Annotated in this window: 14 protein-coding genes and 2 tRNA genes; 10 read left to right on the top strand and 6 right to left on the bottom strand. The window is 52.8% G+C overall.

Going from position 1 to position 21,756, the window contains the following annotated elements; all coding sequences use genetic code 11:
• Positions 1 to 221 precede the first annotated feature (221 nt).
• The 3 genes from purB to MFFC18_RS11345 all read left to right on the top strand — a co-directional run bounded on the left by purB (position 222) and on the right by MFFC18_RS11345 (position 4,018).
• Positions 222 to 1,640 (top strand): adenylosuccinate lyase, encoded by a 1,419-nt coding sequence (gene purB, locus MFFC18_RS11355; protein ID WP_075086436.1) that lies wholly within the window; start codon positions 222 to 224, stop codon positions 1,638 to 1,640.
• A gap of 158 nt (positions 1,641 to 1,798) precedes the next feature.
• Complete coding sequence (locus MFFC18_RS11350) at positions 1,799 to 2,512, top strand: PEP-CTERM sorting domain-containing protein (protein ID WP_075086437.1); 714 nt, start codon at positions 1,799 to 1,801, stop codon at positions 2,510 to 2,512.
• Positions 2,513 to 2,731: 219 nt separating this feature from the next.
• Positions 2,732 to 4,018 carry a family 16 glycoside hydrolase gene (locus MFFC18_RS11345; RefSeq protein ID WP_075086438.1) on the top strand — a complete coding sequence of 429 codons (1,287 nt, stop codon included), beginning with the start codon at positions 2,732 to 2,734 and terminating at the stop codon, positions 4,016 to 4,018.
• 87 nt (positions 4,019 to 4,105) lie between these two features.
• Here MFFC18_RS11345 and MFFC18_RS11340 read toward each other — a convergent pair.
• The 3 genes from MFFC18_RS11340 to MFFC18_RS11330 form a co-directional block, all read right to left on the bottom strand.
• Positions 4,106 to 4,178: transfer RNA gene (locus MFFC18_RS11340), tRNA-Lys, on the bottom strand.
• Between the two features lie 146 nt (positions 4,179 to 4,324).
• Complete coding sequence (locus tag MFFC18_RS11335) at positions 4,325 to 5,353, bottom strand: DUF1559 domain-containing protein (protein ID WP_075086439.1); 1,029 nt, start codon at positions 5,351 to 5,353, stop codon at positions 4,325 to 4,327.
• Between the two features lie 210 nt (positions 5,354 to 5,563).
• Positions 5,564 to 10,810: a PAS domain S-box protein gene (locus tag MFFC18_RS11330; protein WP_075086440.1), complete on the bottom strand. Its 5,247-nt coding sequence runs from the start codon at positions 10,808 to 10,810 to the stop codon at positions 5,564 to 5,566.
• Positions 10,811 to 11,456: 646 nt separating this feature from the next.
• Between MFFC18_RS11330 and MFFC18_RS11325 the strand changes: the two genes are divergently transcribed.
• Positions 11,457 to 11,529: transfer RNA gene (locus tag MFFC18_RS11325), tRNA-Arg, on the top strand.
• A gap of 42 nt (positions 11,530 to 11,571) precedes the next feature.
• Here MFFC18_RS11325 and MFFC18_RS11320 read toward each other — a convergent pair.
• The 3 genes from MFFC18_RS11320 to MFFC18_RS11310 form a co-directional block, all read right to left on the bottom strand.
• Positions 11,572 to 13,167, bottom strand: coding sequence for a hypothetical protein (locus MFFC18_RS11320; protein WP_075086441.1), 1,596 nt, complete (start codon positions 13,165 to 13,167; stop codon positions 11,572 to 11,574).
• A 6-nt stretch (positions 13,168 to 13,173) separates the two neighbouring features.
• Complete coding sequence (locus MFFC18_RS11315) at positions 13,174 to 15,015, bottom strand: hypothetical protein (protein WP_148618820.1); 1,842 nt, start codon at positions 15,013 to 15,015, stop codon at positions 13,174 to 13,176.
• Between the two features lie 174 nt (positions 15,016 to 15,189).
• Complete coding sequence (locus MFFC18_RS11310; protein WP_075086548.1) at positions 15,190 to 16,134, bottom strand: histone deacetylase family protein; 945 nt, start codon at positions 16,132 to 16,134, stop codon at positions 15,190 to 15,192.
• 322 nt (positions 16,135 to 16,456) lie between these two features.
• Here MFFC18_RS11310 and MFFC18_RS11305 point away from each other — a divergent pair, with 322 nt between their 5' ends.
• From MFFC18_RS11305 to MFFC18_RS11275, 6 genes are all read left to right on the top strand, one after another.
• On the top strand, positions 16,457 to 16,657 hold the full coding sequence (locus MFFC18_RS11305) for a hypothetical protein (protein WP_148618819.1): 201 nt from the start codon (positions 16,457 to 16,459) through the stop codon (positions 16,655 to 16,657).
• A gap of 244 nt (positions 16,658 to 16,901) precedes the next feature.
• The gene (locus MFFC18_RS11300) at positions 16,902 to 17,309 is read left to right on the top strand and encodes a universal stress protein (protein ID WP_075086444.1); all 408 of its coding nucleotides are present in this window, start codon (positions 16,902 to 16,904) and stop codon (positions 17,307 to 17,309) included.
• Between the two features lie 29 nt (positions 17,310 to 17,338).
• Positions 17,339 to 17,947, top strand: coding sequence for a GNAT family N-acetyltransferase (locus tag MFFC18_RS11295; protein ID WP_075086445.1), 609 nt, complete (start codon positions 17,339 to 17,341; stop codon positions 17,945 to 17,947).
• A 129-nt stretch (positions 17,948 to 18,076) separates the two neighbouring features.
• Entirely contained in the window at positions 18,077 to 18,703 is a 627-nt protein-coding gene (locus MFFC18_RS11290) for an RNA polymerase sigma factor (RefSeq protein WP_075086446.1), read from the top strand.
• Complete coding sequence (locus MFFC18_RS11285) at positions 18,700 to 20,265, top strand: serine/threonine-protein kinase (protein ID WP_075086447.1); 1,566 nt, start codon at positions 18,700 to 18,702, stop codon at positions 20,263 to 20,265. The genes MFFC18_RS11290 and MFFC18_RS11285 overlap by 4 nt, the downstream gene beginning before the upstream one ends.
• 155 nt (positions 20,266 to 20,420) lie before the next feature.
• Complete coding sequence (locus MFFC18_RS11275; RefSeq protein ID WP_162273993.1) at positions 20,421 to 21,662, top strand: DUF1559 family PulG-like putative transporter; 1,242 nt, start codon at positions 20,421 to 20,423, stop codon at positions 21,660 to 21,662.
• The last annotated feature ends 94 nt before the right edge of the window (positions 21,663 to 21,756 follow it).

Here is a 21,756-nt window from a genome sequence, read left to right as displayed (position 1 = left end):
GATACTGGGTGCAAGGCAAAAACTCCAAGTTCGCTCTTCGTGCAAATTTCGCATGGTTGCCTAACCGTTGCGACGCTGCCTATATCGTATCGGATTTCCCGCAAAACAGAAACGATCGGAATGCCAAGGCTATCACTCGAAACGCTCCGGGTGTATTTTCAAACATTCGCTCTTTTTAAGAATTCCAACGCACAAATTACCGCACTGGCACAATCGAACTTATGATTCCAAACGTACTGGCTCAGCGTTACGCATCGACCGAAATGAACGACATTTGGTCCGCAGAAGGCCGAATTTTGCTTGAGCGACAGTTCTGGATCGCGGTCATGAAGGCCCAGAAAGAGCTCGGTTTGGCCATTTCTGATCAGGCGATCGCGGATTACGAAAAAGTCGTGACGGAAATTAACGTCGAATCGATTGCCGAACGCGAAAGAATCACCCGGCACGACGTTAAAGCCCGAATCGAGGAGTTCAACGATTTGGCCGGACACGAGGAAATCCACAAAGGGATGACTTCGCGAGATCTTACGGAAAATGTCGAACAGCTGCAATCGTTCCGGGCTTTGGAACTGGTCGCGCGAAAGACTGCGACGACGTTGATCAGGATCGGAGAACGCTGCCAGCAGTGGCGAGACCTGGTGATCACGGCACGGACTCATAATGTCGCCGCCCAACCGACAACTTTCGGCAAACGACTGGCCATGTTCGGTGAAGAGCTTCACGTTTCGCTAAAGGCACTGGAGCAATTGATCTCAGTCTATCCGGTTCGCGGGCTCAAAGGCGCCGTTGGAACCCAGATGGATTCGCTTTCTCTTTTCGATGGCGACAAAGAGAAAGTGCTGGAGCTTGAAAAGAAGATCATCCAGCACCTCGGAATTCCACAGCTTTTCACCAACGTTGGGCAAGTCTATCCACGCAGCCTGGACCTGGCGGTCGTGTCGTGCCTGAATCAAATCGCATCAGCCCCCAGTTCGTTCTGCAAGACGCTCCGTCTGATGGCGGGTCACGAAACGGCCAGCGAAGGTTTCGCTAAAGGCCAAACGGGTTCCAGTGCGATGCCGCACAAGATGAATTCTCGATCGTGTGAACGCATCAACGGGCTTCGCGTCATTCTGGGCGGATACCTGACGATGGCTTCTTCGCTGGCGGGCGATCAATGGAACGAGGGCGATGTTTCGTGTTCCGTTGTTCGGCGCGTGATGTTGCCGGATGCTTTCCTGGCGATCGACGGTCTGTTCGAAACGCTGCTGACGATTTTGAATCAGATGGACGTCTACGAAGAGGTGATCGCGTCGGAGAACCGTCACTACATGCCTTTCCTGATGACAACGACTGTAATGATGGAAGCGGTCAAGGCAGGCGCTGGCAGAGAGACAGCTCATCATGCGATCAAAAAACATGCCGTTGCAACGGTGAAAGACCTGCGAAACGGAACCATCGAGCAGAACGATTTGATGCGTCGCCTCGCGGACGATCCGGATATCCCGCTAGACGACGAAGCGTTGGCGTCCATCATGCAAACGGCCCACGAAAACACGGGGCTGGCGACGGAGCAAATCGACGATTTCATGTCGCAGTTAGAGGACGTATTGGGCACATACAAACTTGCTGGCGAGTACAAACCCTCCACAATTCTTTAAGCCTGTCTTCAACAAACTTTAACGCGTTTCCAGCTTGAATGAGGGTCTCCCCGAGCTATAGTCCAAACTGATATATATCGTTTTGGCCAAGCATGTAATCTGGCTAAATTGGACATGATCTACAAACGCGTTTTGCAACAACTCCAAGGAGACCTTTAATGAAATTCAATTTGGTACGCTTGTCGGCCATCGCATTGCTTCTGTGCTTCTCCGCACAGGTCAATGCTGAAACCCTTACTTCTGTATTCTCGGCTCAGGTCGAAGAAGATGAAATTGACGCATTCAGCGGCGACGTTGACCAAGCGTTCTTCAATGTCCAAGGTGACGATGACCAGTTCACTGTTTACTCTTTCGCTGATTTCGATACAGCTGGAATTGGTGCAGTGAGCGACATCGCAGGTTTGTCAATGGACCTTGCACAATCCAATGCTGCTTTTAGCGCCGACGGTGCTTTGGAATTTTTCCTTGCAACTGACACGCGAGTCGTCGATCTCAACGACACGGCTCGTTACATCACCGATGGTGACAACGTTGGCTCTGAAGTTGTCGGTTCAGCTTTCGGAACTCTGTATTCACTGGGTTCAGGAACCTACACAGTAACGAACACAGCGGACGTTGATACTTTCAACTTCACCCTTGATAGCGCTGGCAAAGCGTTTGCTATCTCTCAGATCAACAGCGGCGGGTTGCTTCGCATCATCGCGACTCCCGGAGATCTTGGAGTTCAAGCTACTTACAGTGGTGCTGGTAGCATTCTCGATCCAGTAGCTCCTCCAGTTCTGAACTTCACAACAACTGCGGTTCCAGAGCCATCATCGGCTGCTGTACTTGGCTTGATCGCGTTCGCTGGCTTCTGCCGCCGACGTCGCTAAGCTGAAAAGCTACATTTTGAAGCATTGAGCTCAAAACGTTGAAGCCGACTTCCTCCCGGAAGCCGGCTTTTTCTATAGCTCTACTTTCGATTCAAAGCAGCCACTTCTTGCATCTCGCCGCGCTCCTGTTTCCCAGTTGGCGGACAGGCCGCTTTTAAAGTCAAATAGAGCTTACACCTCCGTCATATGGACTTTGAATCAGGCATAAGTGTAAACGTGATGAAATCTCTACTGCTGTTCAGTTTGCTTCTGCTCACCCCGGATTTTGCTTTCGCGGATGACTCGTTTGAACAACTCTTCAATGGCAAAGACCTCTCCGGCTGGGCTGGGAATGCCAAGTTCTGGTCAGTCAAGGACGGCGTTATTCTGGGCCAAACCACTAAAGAAAATCCGACTGAAGGAAACACGTTCCTTGTGTGGCAAGGAGGCGAGGTCGGAGACTTTGTGTTTAAAGCCAAAGTTCGCTTCGAGGGCAACAACACCGGCGTGCAGTATCGCAGTGAGTTGGTCGACGCAGAGAATTTTGTGGTCAAGGGTTATCAGGCTGATTTGCACAAGTCACCGGATTATTTCGGCATGCTCTACGCCGAGCGGTGGCGAGGGATCGTGGCGCAGCGTTTTCAAAAAGTCGAGGTCGGTGCTGATGGAAAGCCCGTCGTCGTTGGAGAAGTCGGCGACCGAAATCAGAAGCTGGTGGACTCTGAGTGGAACGAATTGACGATCGTGGCCGTCGGCGATCGGCAGATCCACCAGGTCAACGGGATCACGACGATGGATTTGACCGACAATCATCCGGAGGCGATTCGAAAGGGCATTTTGGCGTTGCAGCTACATCGCGGGGCACCGATGACGGTTGAGTTTAAAGACATTCAGCTGCGAAAACTCTCGGGCGATGATGCGAAAAAAACAATTCAGGTTGCGATTGAAAACAACCGAAAGGTGCAGCCCCAGAACGATGTAAAAGGTACGAGTGAAAGTATCGCCGTTGATTGGGTTTCGGACGCGCCGACTCCAAAGTGGATCTGGGGCAAGGACGATGCAAAGGCTTCCACTCCGCTTTATCTCCGCCACAAGTTCGAGTTCGACAAAGAAGCTGACGAAATCAAATTGGCAAAACTCTATTTCACGTGCGACAACGGAGCTACCGTTTGGCTCAACGGCAAAACAGTCGGTCAATGCGCTGACTGGATGAATCCTGTGCTGGTCGACGCTCAGGAAATGTTGCGAAGCGGCGAAAATCAGTTCGCGGTTGAAGCGACCAACCGTGATGGCGTGGCTGCTTTCATTCTGAAGCTGGAAATCGAAACGGTCGACGGAGAGACTCGTAAAGTCGTTTCCAGTCCGCAGTGGAAGATCTCGGACGCAAAAGCCGACGGATGGAAACTGGCTGATTTCGATGATTCATCGTGGAAAGCAGAAGTCGCAAATCTTGGCGAGTTTGGGTCAGCACCGTGGCACAAGCCCGAACCCCAATCAAAGGCATCCGATTTGCACCCCAAGAAATAGGTAGAGGATGCTGCTCTCCCCCGATTGGACCAAGCATAAAAAAACCCGGTTCGAACGCACAAGACGTTTGAGCCGGGTAATTTCGAGTGAGGGCGCAGGGGCTTGAACCCTGGACCTACGGATTAAAAGTCCGTTGCTCTACCAACTGAGCTACGCCCTCGATACTCGCGTCTGACGCTTTGGTCGGCTGCGAGAAGGCAATAAGATGCCTGATTGGTCTGTTAGTGTCAAGTGCCACCAAACAGGTTCGGAAATTTCTTTTCGAAAGCGCCCGAATGCAACCATTGCGAAGCTTTTTTCGCCTGTTTAGTGAACCGACATCGTGGGCTCTCCGCCATCTATCGACCCCAGAGCCCGCCAAACTTCAAGTTCCACATCTTCGTCCACAAAGCCGACACTTCCGTCCATCCGCGCCACGTTAACGCCACGCGGATGCCACGATCGTGACGTCACTGCGGCATAGGTCGGATTGGTCAAATCGCGGCCCTCCTGCTGGGAGTTAAAATCGATGTCGAAGACTTCCCCGTCGGCTTCATGCCGCACGAAAGAGTTCGGCGTGTAGGTGACCGTCATCCCGGCGTGGTGAACTCGGCCATCCACCCAAACGGTGTGACCGGTGTTGTCCTCAATCTTGGCCCCCAGTTTCCTCTCGCCCGTCGCGGAAAGAAAATGCTCGGTCGTCGCTGGCAGGGAAACGTCAAACGATTCGGCATTGCGGATGTAGGATGTGAAAGCCTTCACGTCGGTCGCGCATATTGTGTTGCTGGTCCCGTCCCGGATCGAAGCGTGCGTGGTCGGTTCAGCGACGCAAAAAACACCGCTCCCTGTTTTCATGGTTGTCGGATCGAAAATGAGCCACGTTCCCATGTTAAATCCATAGCTGGTTGAGTGCACGTAGCGGACGCCGTCGCGAATCCGATTGCCTCGATGGACATCACTGGGACAGCTGTAGACCGGGACGCCGATTGCGTGGACTCCGCTTTCCAGCTGCTCGTGCCAATCGGTATCGAAGTCGATTTTCACAAGGACGTTTGACTGTTCGATAAACGGGAGCAGCTTAGCCTGTACGGACCATGACCCGCGTCGAATTTCGCCAGGTTCGACGTCGAAGCTGGTCGGAAAGTGCATTTGCGCTGATTCGTAGTTCAGCGTTGCGAGAGCGATTTGTTTCAGACGGTTGGCACATTGTGTTCGCCGAGCAGCCTCGCGAACTTGCTGCACGGCGGGCAGCAACATCCCAACAAGAATTCCAATGATCGCAATGACCACGAGAAGCTCAACCAGCGTGAATCCTGCTCTGCATGCCTTGCGTCGAATTCCGATCCGATGTTCCATGGCTCCATTATTTTTGCTTCAACGATTTGTGCAACTCGCAATGACGGTTGATCCGAAAAGATTAGGTCGTGTTACCTATACACGAACGAAAGATCATGAACTCTGTGACAAGTTTCACAGGAACTTTGGATCAGCACGAACAAAGCAGTTTTTGCGGCTGAAAGATCGGAGCGGCTATGCGGGTCATCCGGCTGTCCGAGTCAACCCGCATCACTGGCCAAGCAATCTTGAAACCCGATTCACAAGATCCAACCCATCGACGGGCTTGGCAACAAACTCCGTACAGCCCGCAGCAAAAGAAGCTTCGACTTCTTCCGATGTTGCACCAGCGGTCAGCGCGATAATCGGCAGCGTAAAACCCTGCTCACGCAACCGTTGGGTCGCTTCACGTCCGTCAAGTTCGGGCATTTGCATGTCCATCAGGATCAGGTCGAAAGGCCGGTTCTCGGCTTCGGCGTCACAGACCGCTTTCACAGCCTGGGCACCGTTGACGACTTCCGTCACGTCCGCCCCGGCACGCGACAGGAAGGTCCGCGTCACCAGACGAATATCACGAGCGTCGTCCGCGACTAGCACACGTGCCGAAATCGCCTCCAGGTCTGCCTGCGTGCGCTTTTTGAAAACCAGATCTTCGGCGCCGGCTTTGATTCGGTTAATCGATTCGTCGAACGGAATCAACAAAGTGAAGCAACTTCCCTCGCCCTCGACGCTGTCGACATCAATGTCGCCTCCCAGCAGTTTCGCCAGTCGTTTGCTGATCGCGAGCCCCAGTCCAGTGCCTTCTACGCCGACTCGTTTGCGATCGTGGACTTGGGTGAAGGATTCGAAGAGCCGCTCCTGATTCTGTTTCGAAATTCCGATTCCGGTGTCGATGACTCGAAACCGAAGCAATCCGGAACGGTCAGGCGACACGTCAACCACGACGCGGACGTTTCCTTCGGGCGTAAATTTCAATGCGTTGCCGATCAGGTTGGCGAGAACCTGCTCCAATCGCGAGCGATCACTGTGAAGCCGCTCAGGCACCGGAGAACTGAACTCAAACGAGAGCGGTACGCCAGTTGAATCGCTGCGATGCCGCATCAATTCCTTGATCTCGGTCAGCATCGGCAACAGTTTGAATCGCGTCTTGCGGACTTCGAGCTTGCCCGCTTCGACTTTCGACAGGTCAAGAATGTCGTTGATGATGCGAAGCAAAAATCGGCCGTTTCGAATTACCGTTTCCAGGTTTTCCGGGTCGACTTTCTTCCCGTCTTGCAGATCTCGCAACGCGATGTCGGAAAAGCCGAGAATTGCGGACATCGGAGAACGAATTTCGTGACTCATGTTGGTCAAAAAGTTACTCTTCGCACGACTGGCTTCTTCTGCCGCCGCACGGGCTCGCTCCAGATACGACTCCGTTTCTTTGCGGCCAGTTACGTCAGTCATATAAACCGCGGCGCCACCTTCAACCGGAAACACTCGGGCGTCGTACCAACGATTGAGCAACCGGGAAAAGAACTCGGTCATCTCGCCGCGTTGCGACCGCCGCACGCGATCAAGCGCTGCCAATAAAGGCGATTCTGGCTCGTTGGCAAACAGGTCTTCGTAGTCTTTCCCGACAAGATCCTCGCTGAAGGAAGTCAGTTCGCCGGCAGCCCTGTTGGCGACCAGAATTTTTCCTTCGTGGTCGAAACTGACGAATGGTTCATCGCTCTGTTGGATGACTTCGGTGATGATGGCACGGGACGCCGAAAGTTTTTGTTCCGTTTCCTTGCGGGCAGAAATGTCTTCCACAAGAGAGATACAACATTCAGGCTCTCCGGCTCGATTGCGACGCACCGAAGTCGTCAAATTGATCCAGACCACGTGCCCATCGCGATGCAAATACCGCTTTTCCATCGAATAACCCGGAATCTCACCGCGTTTCATCATCGCGAATTGCAGCAAATCCTTGTCCAAATCCTCGGGGTGCGTAATCTGTTGAAATGTCTTTTCTGTAAGCTCTGCGTTTGAGTAACCGACGATGTCACAGAGCTTCTGATTGACGCGAAGCCATTCGCCGCTCATGCCGATGTGGGCGATTCCAATGGCAGCGTTTTCAAACGTACTACGATATTCGAGTTCGCTGGCCTCCAGCGTTTGCTGAGCCTTTACAATCTCCGTCGCGTCATTTTGAACGCCTACGAAATGGGTGACGACGCCCTCGCCATTGCGGATTGGGGTAATGACCAAGTCGTTGTAAAAAGCCCTACCATCGCGGCGGTAATTCAGGATCATCACGTGGCAATCCGTTTTGTCTCGTACCGCGTCACGAATTTTCTGAATGTCTGCCTCGTCTGTTTGAGGTCCTTGCAGAAAGCGACAGTTGCGACCGACGATCTCTTCAGGATTAAAACCGGTCAGTTTGAGGAAGCCCTGGTTGGCGTAAACAATCGGCATGTCATCAGCAAGAGCGTCGACAATGATGAAACCGTTGCTGGCTGAATCGATCGCCCGGGTCCGCAAGTTCAATTGCTCTTCGGCGGCGCGCATCGCAGTCATGTCGTACAACGTGATCGCCGCAGAAGAAACGCGTTTGTGTTCGTCGAGAACCGGCGTTACGCGAATCAGCAGGTTCAATTTTTTATCATTGAGGCGGACTCTGACCTCTTTGGCGGCCACTTCTCCCTTTTGCGCAAGCTCATCGATCAGTCGCTCACAAGGCTGGTAAACCGACTCCGGGATCACATCCTCAAGCTCGACATTACGCTCGACGTCCAACTCCAAATCGAAAAGGCGTGCCGCGCCGCGATTCCAACTGGAGACTCGACCAGAAAGTTCGACACCAATGATCGCGTCGGTGCTGTCTTCGACGATCGAAGTGAGTTTCAAGAGTTTTTCCGACGTTTCCTTGACGCTACGCAGATTGGTCATCGTCAGCAGCGTTCCGGATCCATCACGATAAGGCGTCACCCGCAATAACAACGGATCGTTTCGCCGGTCCGACGTCTCGAGTTCGATGGAACGATTATTTTCAAAGGCTTCGTCGATGAGCTCGATCAGGTCGATTTCATTGAGAGCGTGAGCGTAACCGGTCAGCGATTCGCCATCGATTTCTTTGCGCCGGATCAACAGCATATCTGCCGCGGCGGGAGTGATCTGACGGATGTTTTTGTCAGCGTCGACCAGCACGATTCCGATTTCACTCTCTCGCATCACGTTTTCGAGGTCCATCGTTAATTCGGTCAGCAAAGTCAGCCGCCGACTGCTTTCGGAGTTCGTTGTGTGCAACTCTTCATTGACGCTGTGAAGTTCCTCGTTCGTACTCTGCAGTTCTTCGTTGCTGCTGGTAAGCTCTTCATTGCTGGACTGCAATTCTTCATTCGTCGTTTCAACTTCCTCGATCGTCGCCTGAAGATTCTCGCGGGTAAACTCCAGCTCAATTTCCAATAGCCGAATCCGCTCGGCCATCATCGTGACCGTACCCGCCGCTGCGGCGCCCGTTTCGGGCAAAGGCGTGCCAGAATCAGCGGTCACAATCGCTGGCGTTGCAAACGCGGTCGCAATATCGGATTGAGGAATTTTGTCTGGCGGAAGAATGACCTTTCGCAGTGCAAATGCTTCGTCGTGAAACGAGATGAAGTAGTGCGTTTCACTTAAACTACGATGCGGGATCGCTTTCACGCGAATTTCAATGCTGGCTCCGTCGACCAGAGCACGTTCCGATTCGTTCGCCAACTGATTCAGCTTCATTCGCTGCATCAAGATCGCCAGCGGCATCGAAAGCGACTCGATCAAAATGTCTTCAATCGTCCCGCTCATCCGCCCCTTCAACTGGGCGGTATAATTCGAAACGTCGCCGAAAATCTGCAGTACCTGTAGAGAATCATCAACCAAAATTCCCGTGGGTGCGTATTGATCCAGCAGAACGTCATAGCTATTCACCAACGCCGCTGACGGAGCGCGTGATGATCGGGGACGGATAGATAGGCCGACGTTCGATGGCGCTCGTTTTCTAAGCTTCAGATCCAGCGGCATCCGACGGTCGCGTTCTTTCTGAAAAATCCGCCAGTGTTTGTCCAGCGGCGTGAAATCTTCGATCAATTCGCCCGGCGTCTCACTCGGCCCAAGCCACAAGACGCCGCGTTTTTTCAGAGCATGAGCAAACGATGCAAGAACGCGAAGCTGGGATTCTTCGAGCAAATAGATTAGCAAATTGCGACACGTAACCAGATCAAGATTCGTAAACGGTGCGTCACGCAGCACGTCGTGCCGCGCAAAAACAATCGACTCACGAACTTTCTTCTCGACTTCGAATGTGTCGCCCTGTTCGCAAATGAATTTGTCTCGCAGCTGCTTAGGGACTTCTGTCAATGCATCGAGCGGATACTGACCGCGTTGAGCAAAACGCACGGCTTCCGGATGAACATCGGTCGCAAATATCTTGGCTACGATATTGACGCCGCGTTTCTCAATTTCGTCGTGCACCAGCATCGCCACGCTGTAAGCTTCCTGGCCGGTTGCACATCCAGCGATCCAAACACGCATTTCATCGCCGGCCGATTTGCTTTCGACAATCTTTCGAATGCAGCGGTTCCGTAAACGCATGTAGCCGTCGGGGTCGCGAAAGAAACGTGTGACGCCGATCATCAAATCGTCGGCCAATTGCGCAAGCTCAGTCGGATCGCTGTCCAGAATCTCAATGTAATCCGAAAGCTGATCGGTTTTCGCCATCATCATTCGACGCGAAAGTCGACGGGTGAAAGTCCCGTGTTTGTACTGCCCAAAGTCCACTCCGCAGGATCCTTCTAGCCGTGCATAGACCGATTCCAGATCGTTGCGTTCGATCCGTGGCGACGACTGGGCGATTACGTTTTCAATGGAAACGCCACCAACAAACAAGGCCAGCGACTCGGCCAACTCGGGCACCGTGCCGACTAAATGAACGGCTCCGGTTTTGATCGCATTGAGCGGCATGCCGTTGAACTGCGCAGAATCTTCATCCTGACAAAGCACCAATCCGCCGGCCTTGTTAATTTCCGCAACGCCAAGACTCCCATCGCTGCCGGTTCCCGAAAGAATCATTGCCGCGATTTGACGTTCCGATTCCCGATCGTCTTCGCTGGCCAAAGACCGAAAAAATTTGTCGATTGGCAAATTGAGTTCGCCATCGTCTTCGCGCTCGCGCAACTGCAAACTTCCGGCCAGCAATTCAACATGCTTGCCGGGCGGCAGCAGATAGACCGTGTTGCTCTGCGGCGTCGTGGCCTCCGTCATCTGCACTGTCGGCATCTTCGTACGCCGACCGAGCAGCTCCGGCATATGGCTTTGATAGTCTGGAGACAGGTGCTGGATAACGACAAACGCAGCCCCGGTCCTTGGAGGCAATTGTTCGAACAACAACTCAAGAGCCGTCAGTCCGCCCGCGGAAGCACCGATGGCAACGATAGGCGTTCGAGTCGTGTTCCCTGTTTCAGACGCCGCAGCAAGCTCTGTCATTTCTTCTCATTTCCATCTCTGTTCATGCCTTGTTTGCACTTGAAAACGTTCAGGCTGAATTCCCTTCCAACTCGCGAGCAGCTCACCGTTTGCAGGGTTTGGATTATAACCAGATTCCTCCAAACAAATGTTTGAAGGTACGTTGAAAAATCTTCGATCACAGATCGATTGAACGTTGCACCCTCATCCCACGACGAGCCTTATTTCAGACAAGCAAGTTTCGAACCATTCGCTCAGATTTGCTGAAACGTCATGACGACGGCTGAGATCGCTGTTGCGACATTGAACTGCCTTGACTTGCTGACCCCCAAACGACCGGACTGGTTTAGCGACGCTCACAAGAAGCGCATGCATTGCCACGCTCCGTCACGGTATGGGGGTCGCAGTGTTGCCACTCAAGTGACGCAATCATGACTCTTTTTCTTGATCGATGGCGAGTAGCAACGCTTCCGAACGAAGATGCCTTGCCCCCGAACAATCATGGCCGCTCAAACGAGGTGCCGGATCGGTTATGGCTACAATGCGGTTCCCCGTGTAGAATTCCGGCGGTAAAGAATTTCGCCGTAACAAACACGGCGGTTCGAGATGAAAAGGTCGTCGGCCGACCGTTGCGGTCATAAATTGACCTCGGCTGACTGCCAATTTTGCTCCCGTAGCTCAGGGGATAGAGCACAGCTTTCCTAAAGCTGGTGTCGGAGGTTCGAATCCTCTCGGGAGTGCTTTTCAGTATGTAGTCTGTAAGCCGTGAGGTTGGGGATCTTTCAGGGCTCAAGCTGGGCCGCATGGGTTTGTTGGTCCAATTTTGCATTGAAGCTGACGATCTGAGAAATTGGAATCGACAACTGGCCGCGATACAGCCCGACTTGGGGAACGTCTTTCGCATACCGCGCGGTGCCGATGAGGTTAATGTTTCCGTAACTGTCACGTTTCACGCGATTGACTCGAACCAAGTACCGGGACATCGAATCGGTCGCGGTAACTTCGACATCAAAGTGTTTGGAATCGTCGTTCGACGCCAAAAACGATTTCAACGCGGACGAAAGTTCGATCTGAAAATCGAGAGACTTTGCTTCCACATCTGCCGCTTCCTCTTCCTCAGGATAGCTCCAGATCCCCTTGCATTCTTTTGTCGCAAACAGACGCTTCCGATCCTTTTTCTTCGCTTCAAACCATGATTCGAAAACTGACTGATCCAGCCAATAATAGTCGCGGCCAAACGCCAACGGTTTGAGACTGCACATCGGACGAGCCAGGCGATCAGCCAGTTGCAGTGACTTAGCTGGCGAAGCGGATTCCTTGAAAACAACGGTAAGCAATACAAGCGTCCTCGCTGACGCAAAGTTCTTTTGCATCCGATTCTCGTCCGTGCGGGAACTGCTGTTTTCCGAATCCGAGTTGTCCTCATAGTCAACGCTCAAAATCGTAAAGACCAACTCGACATCGTCTGACGAAAGCGAGATCCAGGAAGTGCCGTCTTTCGCCGCCGGAAAGGTCTTGACTGAAAGCTCTCCTTCGACGGCATCCGAAAACAGCGTCTTCAATTGCTCCGAATCAAGTTTAGGTGATTCAGCAAACAGGAACTTGAGCCGCAAATCGTAAACTTCCGGAACGTTCCAGACGGGACGCGGCGAGATCAGATCCGCGACTTTCAAATTATCAAACGCTGTATCGGTCCAGTAAATTTTGTCGCTCGGCAAATAGGATCGCTCATCGGCGTCCATCTGTCTGAGCAGTTTTACCGCTTCCGACCAATCGCCGTTGTGCATCTCGATCGCAATCAATGCGTTGCGTCTTTCGGCACTGTCCGCCATTCGATTTGCCCAAGTCCGCGCCCTTTCAGGTTCGTTTTCCAAAATGCAGCTTTTGACAATCGGCTCATACAGTCGCTGCAGATTGGAATTGGACACGGGAATGGCATCCACGCTTTCGTTCAACGTTGCCAACACACCGAACTCTCCCTGAGCCCAGTTGACCAGAAAGGGCAAGCATCGTCGGGCGTCACGGAGTGCAGCACTTCTAGTCCTCAACAAATCCTCGCAACCGTCCCAATCTTGAGTGCGAATCAGGTCGTCAGCGACTTGCCAAAACCGTTCTTCATTGGGAAACGCTCGCACAAGCCTCGCCTGATCATTCGCCTCGGCAAGCACCTGTCTCAAGTGCCTTTCGATTTGATAGGCGTCGCCCGAGTCTTCGTCTTGCTCACTCTGCTTTAGCAACGCGAGCAAATCATCTGCTGCAGGTTGAAGTTGCCCGCGCCTGGCTTTCAACAGAGCAGATTGAATCTTGAACTCGACAGAGTCTTCCTCCATCGTCGCAAGTAGATCTTCGAAGCCATCCAAGTCATCATCGGCCAACATCAGCTGCTATAACTCCGCAGCCGAATCGTGTTCGTTGGCCCAGGCGATCGCTTTGTCAGACTCGCCGCTATGATACAACGCCCTCAACATCGAGCCGCGGTGACCACTTTCTGATTCGAGTCCAGTTTGTAGCCTGAAAACGATTCTCAGTTTTTCGATAGCGGATTCGTATTCTCCCTCGGCAATCAACAAGGATGCCAGGTACCCGTTGACCGTCGTAGATTCGGGGTTTTCGGCAAGCACTAACTGATACAGTTTCCGCAACGTTTCGTTCTCAAGGTAGCCTTCGTAGTTTGACCACGACATGATCGATTCAAGATTTTCCGCTTTCCTGATCGAAGTCTCGAAGACCTCGACTACGTGCCGTTCGGGCACCTCGCTCCAAAAATCATAGAGCAGATCGGCTTCGTTTTCCGAATCTGGAGCATTTCGATCAAGCCACTGCAACGCGTCGACAAGCGTGTCCGGAGTCGCAAGCCCATGGACTTCCGCCAATTGAGCGACCTGCGAGTCTGGCAACTCAGACTTCACGTGTGCGAGCACCTGCTCAAACTGATCCCGATAAAACACGTTTGCTTTAAGTCGTCGAACCAGCACATCGTAGACTGACTCCCGATGGGCACTGACTTCGATTCGTTGCAGCAGTTTGTCTATTTCGCTTTCATCACAAAGCTCTATCAAGCTACAAAGCTGTGCCGCCCTGTTCGGCGAAATCGTCTTGCAAGCCTCGATCAACAATTCCTTTTCTGCCAGAAAGTCGCCGTTCTCTCGGGCACATCGGATCAACTGGGTTTCGACATAGGGACATGAGCCGGCGGTTGCGACATAGGCTCGGTAGCCAGCGGCGGCTTTTTCGTAGAAACCGTTGGCCAAATTAATGTCGGCGCGTAGAACGTACGCGCCAGGCGTCTTTTCTGGCTCCTTAATCCTGTCGAGAACACGCATCGCTTCGACGGGTTCGTTATGAAAGGCCCAGCGTTTTGCATTGATCAGCAAGTTGGACGGCAGCAGCGTTTTTGGACCGCCGTACGTTTCGCTTTTCTGCAAGAACAATTTGATCCGTCGCGTCTCTTCTTCGTACGAAAGATCTTCCTCATCCCAAAAGTACGCTTCGGTAAGTTCTACGTCGCGATCGTGCCCCAGTTGTTCCCGATGAGTCGCGTCGACGATCGCGGCAAGTTCTGCAGAGCCACGAAGAAAGCTTTCAGTGTCGTACCAATCGTAGAGTAACAACCGATTTTCGTCGGACAGCCACCAGACCTGCGGCATCGAGAGTCCGTACCCCATGTCGTAACACAGCTTAATCTGATAGCCGTCTGAAAGTTTATTGATCGCAAGAATCTCATAGTCCGAATTGTCATCGAACGACGCCGGTCCCGCGATAACGTCGCGCACATCCTCAAGATCCGATTTCGTCAGATACGATTCATAGAAGTTAACTTTCGATCGTTTGCAGATCTCTTTCCAGTGCCGTTTATGGTCAATCAATTTGCGAATCTTCTTGTTCGCGGTGTTGTCCAGGTGAGTCGCCATCTGGCTGACGAAGGCGTCGATCCTTTGGAAATCTGGGTGAGATTCGACCGCGACGGGCAGATCATCTTCCGAATACTCGGCGTTCAACAGAAACGACTTTGCTTCAGCAATGTCGTCGTCACGCGAGATCGTTGTCGGTGGGAGAATTATGCCCGGAGAAAGATAGATGACGATGCCAACCAGGCCAACAATCATCACGAGGAACGTCCCGCCGAGGATCATTCCAACCAGACATCCCGGGCTCAGCTTTGACCCCGATTCAGGTTCGACCAGACTGGCTTCGTATACGGAGTTGCTGTCTTGAGGGTAGTTCACTGTGATCTTGGGCCCGTTGGAGCAGGAAAATTGCATGCGACTGCATGGAGTCGTGTGCTACGGCGTTCCAATTATAGAACAAAACAGGCAGCGATCAGACACACTTTGCCGTGGAGAAGATGTTAATGCTATTTCGAGTACTGCAAACGCAATTATTAACTGTGATACCGAAGCCTACCTGGACGTTTTCGCCAAGTCGAGTTCTTCCAAGTGACACGCCACGCACTCGGCCAACGCTGCCGGGTTGTATCCGCCTTCGAGAACGCTCACGATGCGTCCTTCCGCAAATTGGTCAGCGATTTTGATCACCGAGCGAGTCATCACTGCGAAATCTTCAGCGTGTAGGCCCAGTGAGCCAATCGGATCGTCTTTGTGGCTGTCAAAACCCGCGCTGATGAGCACAAGCTGCGGTTTGATTTCGTCTGCAAAGTCTGTCAAACGTTCCTCGAAGATCGCCAACTGCATTTCACGCGGCGTGCCGAACTTCACCGGCACGTTGCAGGTCGTGCCGACTCCAGAACCGTAGCCCGTTTCCGCCTCCATTCCTGTATAGGGATAGAAGGGCGAACGGTGCATCGAAAAGTAAGCGACGTGCGGGTCTTCCCAGAAAATCGCTTGCGTTCCGTTGCCATGGTGAACGTCCCAATCGACGATCATGACTCGATCAAGCCCCAGTTCCTCAACGGCGACGCGAGCGCCAACGGCAACATTGTTGAACAGGCAGAACCCCATCGCTCTGTCGTGCAAAGCGTGATGGCCGGGCGGACGCACAAGGCAGAAAGCCGTCTGGTCATCACCACGGACGACGCGTTCGACGGCATCGCATACAGCCCCCACCGCGTTGATCGCGACGTTGTAACTGGCCTTACTTCCTACCGTGTCTTGATCGAAGCGTCCTCCACCCTGCGCAGCAAAATCTCTGACGCCATCGATGTAGATTTTTTCATGCACGCGTGCGATACGATCGACCGAAGCGGCACTCCAACTCGGTCGCGTTGAACTGTCTCCCATCAGGATAAGATTCAGCTGTCGAATCGTGATCGACAATCGGGCCGCGTTCTCAGGATGGTCGCCTGTGTCGTGCTCCTGAAAGATCGGATCGTAGTAGAGAAGCGTCATAGTTTTGAATTGCCAATGGTCGAAACGAATGGCGTCGTGCCGATCCGAAGTCACCATGATAGTCCCGCCCGGTTCCTCCAACAAATTGCTCGTCGTGGAACGAGCGATTTCGCCCGCTCAAAGGCTACCTGAAAAAAATGGCAGGCGTTTCAACCGGATTCGAACGAAGAGTTGCCGCGAACCGTAACGACGAAATGAATCGGGACCAATGGTTTGGGCTGGCACGGCGTTTGCAAATTGAATGATTGATTGATTGCAAATCAGTTGATTGTAAGTTGGCTGGTTGCAATTTGTCCTTCATCACTTTTCGAAAGCAAATCAGATGACTGACCCGCAAAAGATAGACTCGCAAAAGAAGCAAACCGAGCATGACGAGCAAATGGAGGATGCCGACGACATGCTTCGATGGGAAGAAGACGGCGGCCAGAACGTTGGCAGCGACTATGAATGGTTGCCAACGACTGACGAAGAGGAGGACGAACAGGATGACCCAAAACCTCCGGCCGATGCACCTCCTGCTTGAAATCTTCACGCGTCAGACCTCGCGCCAATCAGCGCATCATCGTCAACGGACTTAAAGCGAACCAAATCGTGAATGCTGCGGGTTGATGGGCGTCCCACTGGCATTGCCGAATTGCTTGCAGGGCAGGCGAAATGAAAGCTGGTTGGGCAGTGGTGTTAATGTTCTGAAGCTTGCATAATGGAGTCTTCAAAACAGAAATACCAAGGTTGGCGAAACGCCCGAACCAACAATACAAAGCGCTCCTATGAAGCAACAAAACATCCTGTGCCCTGTCGATTTTTCAGGCTCTTCCGAACCAGCCGTGGATCTGGCTGCGAGGCTCGCCGTGGCAGAGAAATCAAAAATTTGGCTTCTTCATATCGTCGAATCCAACGAGCCAGCGGTGTCGATGGATGAGGCGTCGCTTCGGAATTTCTCCACGCAAATTGAAGATCAATACCTGAGCCAACAAAATATCGATTATGAGCATGTTACGTTGCACGGAAAACCTGCGGAGAAGATCGTTGAGTTCGCAAAGAAGCGATCGATCGATCTGATTTTTATGGGAACGCACGGTCGAACCGGATTGGCTCGTGTCGTCGTCGGAAGTGTGGCACAAAACGTGATGGCCAATGCTTCCTGCCCCGTCGTGACCGTCAAATCGCCGGCGTAGACTTCGCAACGTTTTTTCTGAAAGGCGAATTGGAATTTGGCAAAACTGAGTTCTGGGTCATGGGATTTGGCGAAACGGAATTGGTTACTACGAGGCCCGAAGTGACGATGGACGTCAAAGACTATTTTGTCGAGTCAACTTTGCGAGATGGCAGTCCAGTGATCTTGCGGGCGATCCGGCCTACCGACAAACAGGCTCTACAAACAGCGCTTCAGAATCTTGGCAGCGATTCAAGGTACTCGCGATTCTTCTACCCGAAGCGAAAACTCACCGATCGCGAACTGAAGTTCTACACGGAGTTGGACTTTGAGCGACACGTTGCGATCGGAGTCGGCCTTATCGAAGACGACGAATCGCTTCCGATCGGCATTGCCCGCTACATCGTCGACGACGCCGACCCAACCCGCGCCGAAGTCGCTTTCACGGTCGCAGATGAGTTTCAAAGCCTCGGTGTCGGGTCTTTGCTGCTCAAGCACCTATCTTTGCTGGCCGTGAAGAGTGGGGTGGGAAAATTCGCTGCAACAACGTTCGCCGAAAATGAGAAAATGATCCGCGTTTTCGCACGCTCGAATCGCCCCATGAGTTGCGAGACGGCCGACGGGATGATTACCGTCACGATCGATTTGCTGACGAACTGAGTTTCCTTGAATTTCTCTTCCATCGTGGTCCTTCCGATTACTGCAAGATTCTTTGGGGATTTCGCGTGAGACTTCCGCTCGACCAACGTGTAAATTGGCGAAGGGCAGTCATTTCACGCTGGAATCAACTTGAACGAAGACCCCAAAACTCGAATCAGCCTGGTGTTGCGGTTGAAAGAACCGGCTGACGCGGAAGCGTGGTTTCAGTTTTGCGAAATCTATCAGCCTCTGATTCTTCGCATCGCAAAATCGCGAGGATTGCAAGCCGCAGACGCGAACGATTTGGCTCAGGACGCTTTCGTTCGCATCGCCAAATCGGTTCAACGTTGGCAACCGGATTCCGAGAAAGGTTCCTTTCGGGCCTGGGTTGCCACGATCGCTCGCAACCTGACCGTAGACTTTCTCCGACGGCAAAATCGCCAGCCGATGTCGGCCAACGATCCGCTGTTGCAGAACGAACCTCAGCAATGTGCCGAATCGGATTTCTACGACGCCGAGTATGAAAAGCAATTGTTCGCGTGGGCTGCCGAGAAGATTCGTCCGGCGTTCAAAACGGAAACTTGGCAAGCGTTCTGGCGAACCGCGGTCGAGCATGAAACTGTGGCGGACGTTTCGAAATCGCTGGGGCTTTCCGCCGGAGCCATCTATATGGCTCGCTCGCGGATCATCGCGAAACTGCGAACCGTTGTCGAGCAAGCCTCTGCAGAAAATGTCTTGTCTGAAACATCGTTGCCGTCAGAAGGGAACGTGAAATGAGCCAATCGAAACCTCACTGCGATCGTGAGCAACTTGCGAAAGCGATCTCCCAAACGCTCGACGACGCGGCGGAATTGAAACTGGCGGAACATCTTTGCGAATGTGCTTCCTGTCGCGATGAACTTGCTCGTTCGGCGGGAGATGAATCATTCTGGAACAAAGCCACCGCAAACCTGGCCGCGTCGGCGACCTTCAAAACAGATACTGAATCAGAATTGCACTCCAGCGTGTTTGTGAAAGTCGACCCGGACGCATCGGACATGGCGACGATTGGATCTGCTGGTTCATTGAATGAAGAAGCAGAAGCATCGCTGCCATTCGATCCGCCAACGCACCCGGAAATGTTAGGCCGCGTGGACGGGTTCAGCATCGAACAAATGATCGGCCGCGGCGGCATGGGAGTCGTCTACAAAGGCTTCGACGCGGAACTGAATCGACCAGTTGCGATCAAGTTTCTGGCTCCGCATCTTTCGGTCAGTGGTGTCGCCCGAAAACGGTTTGCTCGCGAGGCCCAAGCCGCCGCAGCGGTGGTGCATCCGAACGTGGTTCCGATCTATTCCATCGGAACGTCGCAGAGCCGGCCCTATCTGGTGATGGCTCTGGTTTCCGGGCGTTCGCTGCAAAAACATGTTGAAGAACACGGCCCGATGCCAGCCGAAGACGTCGTTCGCATCGCTCAACAAATCGCTGCGGGCCTTGCCGCGGCCCACGAACAGGGACTCGTTCATCGCGACATCAAACCGGCCAATATTATGCTGGAAAAAGAAGTCAGCCGCGTTTTAATCACCGATTTCGGATTGGCTCGCGCCGCCGACGATGCGGGAATGACTCAATCCGGTTGGCTGGCCGGGACACCGCACTACATGTCGCCGGAGCAATCCAAGGGCGACGACATCGACCACCGCAGCGACCTGTTCAGTCTTGGAAGCGTGATGTATTTCATGGCAACGGGTCGTGAACCGTTTCGCGCGGAAAATCCATACGGCGTGCTGCAAAAAATCGGTGCTGAAGAACCCAAGTCGACTCGTTCGATCAACGGCTCGATTCCGAAAACGCTGGACAATGTGATTACGAAGTTGCTTTCGAAAGATCCATCGGAACGTTTTGCTTCGGCGACTTCGGTCCAGGAAGTCCTAACGCAATACTTGGCCTACTTGCAGAATCCAACTCAGCACTCGCTGCCAAAAGTTAGCGTCGCGGCAAAATTTCCATGGCGACTGAAAGCGACGTTGGGCATTGCGGCGTTGCTATTGGCAATCGTCGCAGCGTTTCAATTCGACCAACTTTTTTATCCGACAACGCCAGCGAACACTCATGTCGGCGAACCTGTTCGGCGCGAGTCGAGTGCGTTCCCCCTGCCGGCTGAATCGACGCCTGAATGGATTTCAGAAGTTCCGGATTCGCGCCGATGGGAAGCCGAGTTGGCGTCGATTCGAGAAACAATCACGCGGATGGAACAGCCAATTCGCAGCTCGACGGTGAGAGCGTTCGATCAGTTTGAAGTTGAGAAAAGGTTACTCGACGAACGAATTCGGGCGATGGAAAGATCAGCCGGAAACTAAAACAAATTTCGAAAACACGTCTCAGTTTGCAGCACGGATTTTGGTTTCAGGTGAAACCATCTGCATTCGATTGAAAGAAAAAAATGTGCTGCGAGCATTGTCGCGGACCATCAGAAGTGAACACGAACCGTATTCAATTACCAAAGGGAAGAGCCATGCCTATTCACAAGTCTCAATTCTCAAAATGTCTGCTCGCCATGGCGATCATTCTCACCGTCGGCTTGCCAACTTCCCACGCCCAGAACGGCGGCATGGGAATGAGTGGCATGGGAATGGGTGGTGGCATGGGTGGAATGGGAATGGGTTACGAACCGTCGCCATTGGACAAGCTGAAACAGTCACTCAAACGAGCGAAAACCGAAGGCGCCCGACAGAGTGCGTTGACCAAAATCGAAGCGATACTTTCAAGCCAATACGATGCCTTCCTGATTCGGAACGAGTCTGAGCTACAGGAAATGGAGGGCCGAGTTCGAAAACTGCGGGCACAACTGGAACGACGTAAAAAAGCCAAGTCTCAGTTGCTTGATCTTGAGCTGCAGCGGATCGCGAATGAGGCCAGTGGTTTGGTGTGGCCCGAGCAACCACCTGCTTCGATGGGGATGGGTGGCATGGGCATGGGCGGCATGGGAATCGACGGTATGGGAGCTGGCGGCATGGGGATGATGGGAGGAATGCCGGCAATGCCCGGGATGGGTGAAGCGAGCGGAGGAGGTTCCGGGATGGAATCCTTCGACGATTCACACGGGGATGAATCTGAGTTGCCCGCGGAAGATGAAGACGGCAGCTTCGAGGATAGCGACAAAGTTTCGACAGACATCATGAATCAATTGAGACAAATCATCCTGGCGATTCACAATTTCGATTCAGCCAACCGGCACCTGCCGAAGAACATCACGGACGAAGAAGGCAAACCACTCTTGAGCTGGAGGGTCGCGATTCTACAATTCATGGACGAACCAGAAAGAAAACTTTACAAGCGATTCAAACTGGACGAGCGTTGGAACAGTCCGCACAACATCAAGCTACTTGAAGAGATGCCGGACGTTTACAAATGTCCAATCCTTGATTCGAACACGAAAACGGCTTACCTCGGATTCCAGGGCGACGGGACGATTTTTGAACCGGGTAAGAAACTTTCTTTCTCCGACATCACCGACGGCACTTCGAACACGTTGTGTGTTGCTCAGGTAAATCAGTTCGCTGCCGTTGAATGGACGAAACCGGCGGATGTGAAGTTCGATCCTGGTACCGGGACTCAGCTGGCTGTAGTCGACGGGACAGTCACGTTTGGACTCGTTGACGGATCTGTCAGAAAAATTGCGGCGAAAAAGCTTACTGCTTCTGTTCGCACCAGTCTGATTCAACGCAACGACGGACAGATTGTGGATCTCCCTTAGTCCACGCAATCGTTGCAAGTTCCAGTTCTTACTTCGACAAGGCCAATTGTGCCGTGCCAGCAGGGTGAAGAAGTTTGATTCAGTATCGGAACTC

Source organism: Mariniblastus fucicola, assembly GCF_008087665.1.
GTDB classification, from domain to species: domain Bacteria; phylum Planctomycetota; class Planctomycetia; order Pirellulales; family Pirellulaceae; genus Mariniblastus; species Mariniblastus fucicola.
Note: the sequence above shows the minus strand (reverse complement) of the source record. Positions and strands in the feature narration are given on the sequence as shown.